The organism is Nocardia sp. NBC_01499 (genome assembly GCF_045040275.1).
Lineage (GTDB): Bacteria > Actinomycetota > Actinomycetes > Mycobacteriales > Mycobacteriaceae > Nocardia.
Map to the genome: position 1 here is coordinate 128,458 of NZ_CP109426.1, position 12,193 is coordinate 140,650.

Sequence of the window (12,193 nt, forward strand, 5' to 3'; positions counted from 1 at the left end):
ACTTCAGGGATGACACGTTGTGTGTATCGCATATCGCCAGCCGTTCACGAAGACGCGGGAATCCATGCGGACGCTCCGGGCTGGGTCGGAATGTCTTGCGCTGCTGCGTCGTCGGAAGCTCGAATACCGGTCCGTCACGCTCAAACGGTCACACAGAGTGCGGGTCCGATGAGCAAAGCTAGTCGTCGGTCAACTGCTTGCGAAACTCCTGCCGCCAATGGGGGTCCTGACGCAGCCCAACGACCAAGCCAAGGGCTTCCCTGGCCGACAGGTTGAGCGCGTCGACCAGGGCGCGGGCGGCCATGGCGCGGTCCTGCCAGAGGGACCGGTCTTTCCAGTCGGCGTATATCACCTCGGCCTCGGCGAGCACGCGGCGCAGCCGCAGGTCAAGGGCGGAATCGTCGGTAACGCCTTGGTGATCCTCCTCGCTCAGCGTGGCCAGTGCGGCCGTGACCTCGTCATAGGTGTCGAGTCCGGTCTCGGCGGCCAGTGACGACATCTGTGTGGCGAGTACGCGGCGCAGTCGCTCGGGCGTCGCGGCCTCGACGAGGGAGGCAAACCGGTCAGGCACGGGTGTCTTGAAGTTGTTCTCCGGGTACCCGAAGTTGTTGTCCGGGAGCAGGGGAAGGATCCGCGCGCTGTCGAGTTCACCGTCCAGGCCGGGCGGTGGCAGTGGGATGCCACAGTGGCGAACGACCGCGTCACACACCGCAAGCAGTTGTTCCCGCCGCTGCTCGGGTGTGGGTTCCGCAACGGGCGCCGGCAGGCCGGGGAAGACCTCGAACGGGTCGCGCGCGCCGTGGGGGACGGGCGGTCGGGTGTCGTACCTCGTCACCAGTTCGCCGTTGTCGAAAAGGAATAGCGAGGTCGTGCCGTCGCCTCGATAGCTTACCGACACCGCGCGGGTGCCACGGGACACACGGCGCAGCACCTCCTCGCGTGTGCCCTCGAAAAGAAGAAGGCCTTCCTCGATGCCGAACGCCCAACCGCCGTGGGTTCCCACGCGGACCACCGGCAGCCGCACGCAAGGGTCCTGCCGCTGGTCTGGAATTGCTGCGACCTCGCTCCATCGTGGGCGCCGGGTTTCGGGCAACGCGCCGAACCGGCGCAGGAGTTCGGTCTCGTCCAAGTCCTGCGCGAAGGTCAGGCAGAAATTGTCGTAACCGCTGGGCCAGGTCTTGTTCAGCGTGGCGTCCGAAGTCGTCCGGCCTGGCGCGGCGATGACCGGGTCGGCGAGCGCGAGGTCGAACAGGGACCGAGGCTCGGCTCGCCGTTCGAAGGCGTACTCCCACAGCAGCATCCCGTCGTCGACGACGGGCACATACGGTAGCACCACTGTTATGGCGGTTCCGTGCTCGAGAGAGTCGGCGATCTGTTCCAGGAAGGCTGCGAGGCTTTCCCAGTTCCCGAAGCTCACGCCCTCGGCCTCCTGCTCGTGGCCCACCGCGCCGAACGACTCGCCTTGACGGCAGTCGACGACCAGCCCGTCCGCACTGATATCGCGGGCGAAGCGTACGAAATCGTGATGCCAGAAGCCCTCCATCAGCGGGTCCCCTTCCCACCTGGCCCACGACTCCTGGTGGCTCCGGCCCGAGGAGAGGATCTGGGCGAGGGTGTAGGGCTCAAAACCGGGGAAGCTGAAACCCCCCTCCTCCGGGGAGACGAAACCCCGCTCCCCGGGCGAGACTCCGTCGTGGTGGCGCAGATACGCGACCAGATCCGCGGGGAACTCCACCCCCAACTCGGTAGCGGCGGCGCTGATGGCCTCCTGTGAGGCGGGTGGGCGCAAAGAGGAGAAGGTACGCGGCGCGTGCGCGGCGAGCCATGAGTCGATCCGTCGCCAGGACTCTTCAATGGGGCTAACGTGCATCGTCCGATCATCACATCCACCTCTGACACCGTTGCCCGCTCGAGGCCGGTAATGCACACGGTCGTTCTCGAACACCAGGGTGTTGTCGGGGCCTGTCAGGTAGGCCCAGATGCGGCACTCGCGTGCAGTCTGTGCACTATTGCATGTGATTTAGCTTGACGATATGGCACTGCCTGAAAACAGGCAGTGCCGATCCGGAAGGTTCAGTCCGGAGTCGACAGGTGGGCGATGATGAGCTCGCGTGCCGACTCGATGTGCGCGATGGTGAGCTCCCTGGCCTTTGCCCCGTCGCGCATTTCGATGGCCGTGGTGATGTACTCGTGCTCGTTGGCGTGCTGAGTGAGCGCTCTCGGGTCGCCCCGCAGTACTCGCCAGGAGGTCTTGCGCGGCAGCTTGCGGTACAACGCGTCGGCCGCTTCGTGCAGCTGGCTGTTGCCTGCCGCCGCGAAGACCATCTGGTGGAAGGTGTTGTGTGCTTGCTGCCACGACGCGCTGACAGCCTCGGGGTCCGCGCCGTCCCGAATCCTCGCCACGGCCTGGCGGAAACCGGCGACCTGCTCCGAGAGCTGTTGGAGCTGCGCCTCGCTGATCCGGGTCGCCGCGAGGTAGGCAGCGTGTCCCTCCAGCACCGCGCGTACCTCGAAGACCTCCATGATCTCCCGGGGTGACGGGTAGCGGACCCGGAATCCGCGGTTGGGCACCCGTTCCAGGATGCCCATCGCCTCGAGCCTGCTCAGTGCCAGGCTCGCCGGTGTCCGGCTCACGTCGTAGTCCTGCGCCACCTTCGCCTGGCGCAGCCAGGTACCGAGCGGGAACTCGCCGTTTGCGATCCGGTCGGCCAGCGACGTGGTCAGGTCTTCGACGATCTGCACGTTCTGCCGTGTGTGGTCGCTGTCCGACATCATCGCTCTCCCATCGGTCGCCACTCGAGTATCGGCCGTGCCTGGACTCCGCCCTGGCATCCACAGTCGACCACACTACCAGTTTCATGCATGATAGATAAGATCGCATGCAATTCTTGGAAGGAGTTGTCAGTATGTCTATTCTGATCAGCGGAGCAAGCATCGCGGGCCTCACCGCGGCGCAGCGGTTCAGCGCGCGGGGCGCAGAGGTCACCGTGGTAGAACGGGCGCCAGCGCTGCGCCGCAACGGAGCGCCGATCGACGTGCGCGGCACGGCACTCGACGTGGCAGCCGACATGGGCATCCGGGACACGCTCGCCGCACACGAGACCGGCGCCGCCCAGCGGAGCGCTTTCACCCACATCGTGGACGACAACGGCGAGCGGGTCGGCGCACTGCCCACCGAGCTTCCCCAGGACAGCCCGGACGACCTGGAGATCTTCCGCAACGACCTCATCGACGTCCTGCACGCCTCGATCGGCCCGAACGTCACATTCGTGTACGGAGACTCCATCCAGGAGGTGACCGACACCGGCGATGCGGTGGAGGTCCGATTCGCCAGCGGCCGGGCCGGCCGCTACGAGCTGCTGGTGGGAGCGGACGGGATCCACTCCAACACCCGGCGGCTGGTCTTCGGGCCGGAGGACCGGTACCGGCGGCACCTCGGTGTGTACTACGGAATCCTTTCCCTCCCTGCCGAACTCGGTTCCGACGGGGAGGCCTATCTGTACAGCGTGCCCGGCCGGTCGGTCTTGATCGGCGACTACCCGGAGCGGACGTACGGGGGCTTCCTCTTCCTGTCTCCGGAGATCGCCTACGACTACCACGACATCGAGCAACAACGGCAGCTCGTGTTCGACACGTACTCCGCCGTGCAAGGCTGGAAGGTCGCCGAGCTACTGGATGCGCTGAAGCAGTCCGAGGACTTCTACCTCGACTCGGCCAGCCAGGTGCACATGGACCGATGGTCGCGTGGACGGGTGGTGCTGCTCGGTGACGCGGCATTCGCACCGTCGTTCTTCTCCGGCCGGGGAACGCCGCTGGCCATGATCGGCGCCGACGTCCTGGCCCGTGAATGGGCCACCTGCGACGGAGACCTCGGCCAAGCATTCGGCCGCTACGAGCAGGCGATGCGACCGCAGGTGCACCGCGCTCAGGAAGGCGTTCCGCAGGCACGGGACCGGGTCATTCCGGCAACAAGGGAAGCGATCGAGGCCCGCAACCGCCAGTGGCCTCCGGTGCGGTGATTCCGGTCGGGCACCGACAAGGCGATGGAAGCGGCAACGATCTCGGCGGCGGTGATCGGTCGATCCCGGCGCGACGTTCAGCGCTTCGAAAGCCAGCGATCCCGGTGGAGGACGCGATGTCCGCGCAATCGCCGGTGCTCGCCGACATCCGCTCCGCCGCTCGCGACCTCGAGCACCTCGGGTGACCATTTTTGACACAGTGTCAATTTTATCTATCGGAGTGTAGATTGTGCGGCGCGGCTGATCGAACCGCCTGGCGCATACCGGTCTCGCCCAACCCCGGCTAGCTGCCGTTGCAGTGCGCAAATTTTCACCTGTAGTTCAAGATGGGAACCCCATGGATCTCGAATTGACCGGCAAGACCGCCGTCGTTACCGGTGCCAGCCGTGGCATCGGGCTTGCCATTGCGCAGGCACTGACCGACGAGGGTGCCCTCGTGGTCGGGGGTGCTCGAACGATCACGCCGGAACTCGAAAAGGCCACCGTCGCAGCAGTTTCCGCCGACCTTGCCACACCGGGGGGCGTGACCACCCTGATGGACGCGGCGCTCACCGAACTGGGCGGGATCGACATCCTGATCAACAGTGTCGGCAGCCTGGACGCGGACAGAATCGATCTCGGCGGATTTCTCGATATCACCGACGACCTGTGGCCTGTGCCAGGGTGGTTGTAGCTCAAGATCTTCAGGAGGTTCCGTGCCGCTGATCGCTGCCGCCATCTGCCCGCACCCGCCGATGTTGATACCCGAGGTCGCCGGTTCGGCGGCCGCCCTGTGGGGTGGGCTGCGCACCGCCTGCGTCGAATCGATCCGCCGACTGCGGTTCCCGAAATTCGGTGACGAAACCGACGGTTGGGCGATCGGCAGGACGGAGGAATTTCATACCGATCCGACCTTGCCGGACGTGTTGGTGATCGTCGGCGGCGACGACGCGACCATGGCGTATGACAGCGCCACTGCGTATGGCAGCCTTGGGCGTTACGGCATCGACTGGTCCTGGGATATCGCCTGGTGCATGGGCAACCGGGGATCACTACCACTGCCGATGTCGCTGTCGATCGGGCTGTGGCTGGCCACTGCCAGCGGTCCGGATGGGTTGTATGTCAAAGGATTCGAGTATCAGTCGATTTCGTTCGACGCATCACCGCGCGAATGTGCGGCACTGGGTAAGGAACTGGCCGAACGAAAACAAAAGGTCGTCATGCTCGTCCTGGCAGAGGGAGCCGCCACCGAGCAGCTTCAGGACAGCGCGGCAGGCCAGGCGCGGACCTACAACACCATGCTCGCGCAGTCCCTCGCGCGCGCGGACGCCACAGCCCTCGGCCAACTCGATCCCCGGTTGTCGCAGACTTTGAAAGCCTCCGGCAGGGCACCCTGGCAGGTACTGGCTGGCGCAACCGAAGGACAACACCTCACGGGGCAGCTGATATCCGATCCGGTGTCCCACGATGCGGGGCTGTTCGTGGCCAGCTGGACCCAGGATGCTGAAAATCAAATCCTGGCCGGGATCTGATCCTGACAGCAAATGGCTAACTAGCCGACTTGCGCGCGTCTGCTCCGGCTGCGGGCTCGGTTCGGATTCTGGTGTCGTCAGCTGGTCGGATGGTCGCGCGCTCACACTGCCGGGTACGTGTGTACGAAGCGTGAGCGGCGGGACCTCTGTGGCATACGGCGACCCTATGACGTCGTGAAATTGATCGTGATCAGGCCTGACCTGACGCGTCGGACAACATTTGTAGATCAGCGTAAGACGTTCTGTATCGCACTCATCCACGCTGGCTTCAGTCGGGACGAGTGAGCGGTAGTAGCCGATGTGCGGGTTGCGCAGGGTAGGTGGAACCGATCGGTCGGGGTTTGCCTATTGCATCATTTGGGTGTGTGAGTGCTCAGGTGATGTCGGGCAGATTCGGATGATTTGGGCGTTGTCGTCGGAGACACAGATCCGGGTTGGGCTTTTCGGGCCGCCTTGTACGGGACCCCACGCGAGGTTGGCGGCCTGGTCCTCGTACGGGATCCAGTGGTGGACGTCGAAGTACCACTCCCTGCCGGAGATGGTCAGCAGCGGCTCGGTCTGGGTGCCGCAGGTGGGGCAGAGGTTCGGATAAGGATCTGTCATGCCCCAATTGACATAGCCGCCGACCTTGAAGCCGGGCGCGATACACAACTTCTGGTACTCGACGCCGAACTCGGCGATGGCCCACCGGTCCAGTCGTTGCCCCAGCTCCTTCTCGAGCTCGGGCGAGTTCGGGTATTCGATCACCTGCTCCGAGTGGATCAAGCACGGCTCGGGTACGTAGGCCGCGTCGGATACTGCCGCGGGTTCCGGCGGGGTGAGCAGGACCTCGTCGACCGCTGCCGCGGACCGCCAGAACACCGCGGTCGTTGGCATTCCGTCGGCGTGTTCGAAGGGGCACCACAACACCTGCAGCAGATCCGTACCCTCGGGTGGACGCAGACCGGGCACATCACGCAGGGACAACTGGGCGACCGGCAGCATCGCGATGGGGCCCTCGGGTTTGTCCGGCGGCTGGATCCGTTCGAGGAGCTCCCGTTCCTCGGTGGTGTATCCCCAGCCCTCCCTGCTGGGTCTGGCTACTGCCTCCCTGATGCCTCTGGCCAATTCGAGGCGCCGTCGCAGCCTGACGTCCGCCAACGACATCAGCGGGACCGGTCCTGTGTGGTGGGCGTCCTCGCGACAGTGCGGCCATGGCTCGTTCGCCGGCCACAACAGTGGGCCGCCGATCGAACTGTCTTGGGGCGATGGGACTCCCGGACGCGGGTGCAGTCGAGTCGCGGTGCGGGCCAGCGGCGCCAGCTCAGGAAAGACGGCCTCGAGATCGACCGGACGGGGCGGGGTAGTGCGAGTCATACAACGACCAGCTCCTCGAGATCTCTGCTGGAGATCCAGTCCTCGCTCCACAACGCCAACTGCGGTCTCCAGTTCATTCCGCGAACCCTACGATCAGCCACCGACAAGTTCGGCATGCGTGCAGGCCGAGAAGCGGGCCTGTTGCTGTGGTGGTCATGCCGCAGCACCGTTCCTGAAGAAGATGCTCAGGAATCCGAGCCGCGGACGCCGCCCCGGGTAGGCGCGGTTCCCGACTCGGTGGTGTTCGTTCAGCCACCCGGTGCTTGCTGCGATCCGCCCGAACTGACTGCCTCGCTGAGGAACTCACGCGACGAACGCGATCGTGCGGGCCAGCGCGCACCACATTCCGGCATGTCGGTCGGGTGGCCGACGTAGCCTGAGTAGTGCGCGCTGGGCCGAGGCAGTGCGGGATTCGGGAGGAGAATTCGTGACTGAGGTATCGGATGGATCGCCGGAGGCTGAGCTGCCGGTGACCTCGAAGCAGGCGTCGGAGTTGAGTGTCGGGGATGTGATTGTCGCCGACGTCGGCCAGCAGTTGCGGGTCGACGATGTCAGCTCGTTCAAGGCGGGTAAGCATGGTTCGGTGAAGGTGCTGGTTCGCACGACCGATACCGTTACCGGAATGCAGCGGCAGTCGAGTTATGTTGCCGGCGAGAAGGTTCGGGTCGTCGCCAGCTGAACTGCTGTCCCTGTTTCGTGCCTGTGCGAGTTGTTCGGCGTGATCGAGACTCGCGTACGGGGACAGTCTCGACCTCCGGAGACTTCCGTATTCCGTATTGCCTCGCCGCGAACAAGGCCTTCCTGCTGGCCGTTCAGATGCGGCCGGCCACCGCGCTGTCGGCGGTGCCGAGCCATCGGCCGAGGGCGCCGTTGAGGGCGTCGTTGGCGACGAGTGCTCCGGCGGGGTTGACCCATGCGACGTAGCCGTCGGGCCTGACGAATATCGCGTCGCAGGCGGGGACGTCACCGAAAACGGGTAGGTCCCAGCTGCTTGTCGAGGGTGCGGGGTCGAGCCGGGCCTCGATGTAGTCGACGCGGTCCGTCCACGGGGCCGGCGTGCCGGTCAATCCGTCGGCACCGAGGTTGATCAGCACGGGTCGTGCCTGGCGCAACAGGTCGAACGCCTCGGTGCTGCCCTGGTCGGTGGACAGGGTCAGATTGGGCATGCGACGGCCGAGCAAGGGGTGGCTGTCGCCGAGCGGGTAGCGCAGATTCAGTCCGCTGAGAATCCCGCTGAGCCGCAGGCAGGTCTCGGGTACCGCGAGCATGTCCGCCGCGACGACGCGCAGTGCGTCCAGCTGCGCTCCGGGCTTGATCAGCGCTGTCTGCGCCTTGGTCAGTTGCAGCACGGCGGACGCGACCGGGTGCCGTTCGTCGTGATAGGTGTCGAGCAGCGAGTCGGGCGCGGCACCGTTCAGCACGGCGGCCAGTTTCCACCCGAGGTTCACCGCGTCCTGTATCCCGAGATTCAAGCCTTGCCCACCGATCGGCGAATGAGTGTGCCCGGCATCGCCGGCCAGGAAGACCCGGCCCTGGCGATATTCGGTGATTTGACGGAAGCCGTCGGAGAATCGCGACATCCACCGCGCTGCGCTCAGGCCGTAATCGGTGCCGAGACCGTCGCGCATGACCTCGCGCAATTCGTCTAGGGTGACCGGCGCGTTGCGGTCGGCCGGTGGGGTGGCCCGCATCAGGCTCAGGCGGAACCACCCCGGTTCGGCCCGCGAGATCTGATAGGTGCCGATCCGCTCGTTGCGGCCGAAGACTCCGTTGCCATCGGGCGGGGAATCCAGCTGAACATCGCCGACTACCCAATAGGAGACGGGCTCGTACCCGGGAAACGGGACCGCGCAGATCCGCCGCACCGCGCTGTGGCCGCCGTCGCAGCCGACGAGGTAGTCGGCACGGATCTCGGCCGGGCCCGAAGGTCCCTCGACGATCACGTCGACCCCGTTGTCGTTCTGGTGCAGGTCCACCACGGCGGTGGACCACAGGAATCGGACACCGAGTTCGACGGCGCGGGCGGCCAGGATCCACTCGGTCTCGTGCTGCGGCAGAATCAGCGCGGCGGGCCAGCCGGGATCGAGATCGTGTGGGGCCATGGGGATTCCGGAGAACAGCACACCCGGCAGGACCTTGCCGCGGCTGAGGAACTCCGCGCCGAGCCCGCGCTGGATGAACACCTCCATACTGCGGGCGTTGATGCCGGGTGCGCGCGACTCGCCGACGGTGCCGACTGCGCGCCGCTCCACCACGATGACGTCGGCGCCGCCGAGCCGCAGTTCGGCGGCCAGCATGAGGCCGGTCGGACCGGCGCCGGCGATGACGACTTGGGCTTCCGATACTGAAGAGTTAGAGTACATAGGCTCCTATGTAACACTAGATAGGAACCTATGTAAAGGATGGATATGGATCCGATTGCCGCACCCAGCCTGGCCCAGCTGATCAACCGCAACTCTCGCGCGCTCGCGCGTGACGGCGACGCCGCGCTGAAACCGCTCGGCCTGCGCTATGCCCAAGTGCCCGTCCTCGCACTACTGCGCGAGGACGTGGAGCTGACCCAGAAGGAGTTGGCCGAGGCCACCGGCATCGAGCAGCCCTCGATGGCCCAGTTGCTCACCCGGATGGACCGCGACGGGCTCATCCGCCGGATGCCGCACCCCCGCGACGCGCGCAGCCAGACGATCGCGCTGTCCCCCGAAGGGCGCGCGCAGGTAATCGACGCCCACGACCGGCTGGCCGCCCTCGACAACCGGGCCGTCGCCGGATTCACCACCGACGAGATCGCGATCCTGAAGGACCTGCTGACGAGGGTCGGCAACAACCTCGACCGGACGAAAGGCACCGCTACCGATGGAGCAGCCGCTCCGCGTTCCGATGGCTGATCTCTTCCGGCTGCTCGGTGGTCAGTTCGGCCGTACGGAGGAATTCCACGGCCTGCCAAGTGAATTCGTAGGGATAGTCGATGGTGAACGGCGTCGAGGATGGCGATCGCGCCGGTGAGCTCCTCGGTGCCGGTGTGACGCGGCAGGCTCGGGACGGTCATGGCCTACACGGGCGGGGCAACGAACACGCCGCGGTCGACGTCGTTGTGCAGCTCCTTACCGAGCGCCTCGTTCATCGGATTCGCCGTGCCCCACTGATCGCTCACTTCCTCGTCGAGGAAGGTGTACTGGTGTGGATGCCAGATGTCTTCGTCCAGCTCCTCCATCTCGGTGGTGTACTCCATGGTGTTGCCGTGCGGATCGGTGAAGTACGAGAAGGTGTTGTCCCCGGCCAGATGTCGGCCGGGTCCCCACGTCAGGTGCGTGCCCGCGCGGAGCAGCCGGCCGGTGCCCCGCATGAATTCGTCCAACCCGCGCAGCTCGAAGGAGACGTGGTGCACCGAGGCGTGTGGACCCGCGGCGATGCCGAGACTGTGGTGTTGCGGATTGATGCGCAGGAAGTTCATGACGTCGCCGGTATGCGGCGAGCCGATCGCGTCCGACAGCGCGAAATCCAGGTGCCGTTCGTACCAGGTCCGGGTCGCGACGATGTCCGGGCTGTTCACCACCACGTGCGACAGCCGGACCGGAATGGCTTCGCGCTCTTCGATTTTGCGATGCGCTCGCGTCGCGACGTCCGCCGACACCTCCACGGTCCGGCCGTCGATGTCGAAGAACCGGAAACCGTAGCCGCCGCCGGGTGTGCCGAGGGTGTCCGGCCGTGAGATCAACCGCTCGCCGGCCGCCAGCAGTCGTTCGGCGAGCGCATCGATATCGGCCGTGGTCGCGGCACCGAAGGAAATGAGATCCAGGCGCTTGTCCTCGGCCTGGCGCAATCGCACGACGTATTGCTCGGGTGAGCCCGCCGCGGCCAGGAAGGCGATCCCGGAGTCCTCGGCGACCGTCGTGAGTCCCCATAGCGTCGAGAAGAACTCGAGTTGGCGCCGGTAGTCGGGTATGGCAAGATCGACGTGCCGGAGATGGGTGAGCAGGCGTTGTGTCATGGTGTCTCCCTTGTTATTTCGCTTGTCGCACGGACGGCGATTCGCTGCCGGGGCCGGAGTTGCGCCCATGCATCAGGTCTCCTGATAGATGCCGCGCCGTCACAGCATCGGGTCTTCGACGTCGAACCCGAACTCACTGCGGCCGAACAACACCAGCGCCCGCTCGGGATCGTTGGTGGTGTGCCCGCGGCCGGTGTGCACGTCGCGCCAGGCCCGCTGCAGCACGTGGTCGCCGGTGCGCATGGCGCCGCCGCCCGCGTTCGCCATCAGCAGATCGACGGCGGCCATCGCGCGCTCGGTGGCCAGCACCTGGTCACGGCGCAACCGGGTGCGCAACCGGATCGGCGGCTCGTTGCCCTCCTTGGCGCAGTCGTAGATCTCGGATATGTTCCGCGACAGCTGCAGCCACGCGGCGTCGATCTCGCTCGCCGCACGGCCGGCCCGGATCTGCGCGAAGGGGTCCTCGGCGGCCGGTGTGCCCCGGCCGCTGATCCGGATGCGGTGCCGCATCGCGGCCAGATACGACTCATAGGCCGCCTCGGCCATGCCGACGATCGGTGCCGAAATCGACGTGGTGAACAGCGAACCCAGCGGCAGCCGGTAGACCGGCTCGGGATTGACGGCGTGCCCCGGACGCACCGGAGCGGTCACCTGGCTGGCGGAGATAGTCCGGTGCGTTGGCACGAAGACCTCCTCGACGACGATGTCGTTACTGCCGGTGCCCCGCAGCCCGACGGTGTCCCACACCGGATCGATGCGGAACTCGGAGCTGGGTAGCAGGAAGGTACGCATGCCGACCGGGTTGCCCGCATCGTCGCGCACGATGGCGCCGAGCAGCACCCAGTCGGCGTGATCGCATCCGGAGGCGAAACTCCACCGCCCTGACAGGAGGTAGCCGTCCGGCACGACGGCTACCTTTCCCACGGGCGCCAGCGAAAGACAGATCCGCGCATCACGATCGGTGCCCCAGACATCGTCCTGGGCTCGGACGTCGAACAAACCAAGCTGCCAGGTGTTCACGCTGAGCACACCGGTCACCCAGCCGGTGGAACCGCACGCGCGGGCGAGTTCGCGCAGGCAGGACAGGAAGATCATCGGGTCGGCCGCGTAGCCGCCGTAGCGCCGGGGCTGCAGCAGGCGGAAGACCCCCGCCTCGGTCAACTCCTTGATCGTCGCTACGGGGATGCAGCGTGCGGCTTCGGCCTCGGCGGCACGTTCGCGTACCGCGGGGGTCAGCCCGCGAACCGCGGATAGGACGTCGTGTTCACTCATAGGTCTGCTCCGGATGCTCGTTACCGCCGCTCGCGAAGTGCGAGCCA

Annotated in this window: 11 protein-coding genes; 5 read left to right on the forward strand and 6 right to left on the reverse strand. The window is 66.0% G+C overall.

Features of this window, described 5'->3' with window-relative positions; genetic code table 11:
* Positions 1-178: 178 nt before the first annotated feature.
* Positions 179-1,870 carry an SMI1/KNR4 family protein gene (locus OG203_RS00500; protein ID WP_405163636.1) on the reverse strand — a complete coding sequence of 564 codons (1,692 nt, stop codon included), beginning with the start codon at positions 1,868-1,870 and terminating at the stop codon, positions 179-181.
* A 203-nt stretch (positions 1,871-2,073) separates the two neighbouring features.
* On the reverse strand, positions 2,074-2,772 hold the full coding sequence (locus OG203_RS00505) for a GntR family transcriptional regulator (protein ID WP_405163637.1): 699 nt from the start codon (positions 2,770-2,772) through the stop codon (positions 2,074-2,076).
* 134 nt (positions 2,773-2,906) lie between these two features.
* On the opposite strand from OG203_RS00505, the gene OG203_RS00510 reads away from it, so the two are divergent.
* The 3 genes from OG203_RS00510 (at position 2,907) to OG203_RS00520 (ending at position 5,530) form a co-directional block, all read left to right on the forward strand.
* The gene (locus OG203_RS00510) at positions 2,907-4,019 is read left to right on the forward strand and encodes an FAD-dependent monooxygenase (protein WP_405163638.1); all 1,113 of its coding nucleotides are present in this window, start codon (positions 2,907-2,909) and stop codon (positions 4,017-4,019) included.
* Positions 4,020-4,356: 337 nt separating this feature from the next.
* A complete protein-coding gene (locus tag OG203_RS00515) occupies positions 4,357-4,692 on the forward strand; it encodes an SDR family NAD(P)-dependent oxidoreductase (RefSeq protein ID WP_405163639.1) in 336 nt (111 codons plus the stop codon).
* A 22-nt stretch (positions 4,693-4,714) separates the two neighbouring features.
* Entirely contained in the window at positions 4,715-5,530 is an 816-nt protein-coding gene (locus OG203_RS00520; protein ID WP_405163640.1) for a hypothetical protein, read from the forward strand.
* Between the two features lie 345 nt (positions 5,531-5,875).
* On the opposite strand, the gene OG203_RS00525 is transcribed toward OG203_RS00520, so the two are convergent.
* Positions 5,876-6,886, reverse strand: coding sequence for a hypothetical protein (locus OG203_RS00525; RefSeq protein WP_405163641.1), 1,011 nt, complete (start codon positions 6,884-6,886; stop codon positions 5,876-5,878).
* A gap of 427 nt (positions 6,887-7,313) precedes the next feature.
* Here OG203_RS00525 and OG203_RS00530 point away from each other — a divergent pair, with 427 nt between their 5' ends.
* Positions 7,314-7,565: a hypothetical protein gene (locus tag OG203_RS00530; protein ID WP_405163642.1), complete on the forward strand. Its 252-nt coding sequence runs from the start codon at positions 7,314-7,316 to the stop codon at positions 7,563-7,565.
* Positions 7,566-7,698: 133 nt separating this feature from the next.
* Here the strand turns inward: OG203_RS00530 and OG203_RS00535 are convergent, their stop codons facing one another.
* The gene (locus OG203_RS00535) at positions 7,699-9,249 is read right to left on the reverse strand and encodes an FAD-dependent monooxygenase (RefSeq protein WP_405163643.1); all 1,551 of its coding nucleotides are present in this window, start codon (positions 9,247-9,249) and stop codon (positions 7,699-7,701) included.
* Positions 9,250-9,294: 45 nt separating this feature from the next.
* Here OG203_RS00535 and OG203_RS00540 point away from each other — a divergent pair, with 45 nt between their 5' ends.
* Complete coding sequence (locus OG203_RS00540; protein WP_405163644.1) at positions 9,295-9,771, forward strand: MarR family winged helix-turn-helix transcriptional regulator; 477 nt, start codon at positions 9,295-9,297, stop codon at positions 9,769-9,771.
* 164 nt (positions 9,772-9,935) lie between these two features.
* On the opposite strand, the gene OG203_RS00545 is transcribed toward OG203_RS00540, so the two are convergent.
* Together OG203_RS00545 and hsaA are read right to left on the reverse strand one after the other, a co-directional pair.
* A complete protein-coding gene (locus OG203_RS00545; protein ID WP_405163645.1) occupies positions 9,936-10,874 on the reverse strand; it encodes a VOC family protein in 939 nt (312 codons plus the stop codon).
* 99 nt (positions 10,875-10,973) lie between these two features.
* Entirely contained in the window at positions 10,974-12,146 is a 1,173-nt protein-coding gene (hsaA, locus tag OG203_RS00550) for a 3-hydroxy-9,10-secoandrosta-1,3,5(10)-triene-9,17-dione monooxygenase oxygenase subunit (RefSeq protein ID WP_405163646.1), read from the reverse strand.
* Positions 12,147-12,193 lie beyond the last annotated feature (47 nt).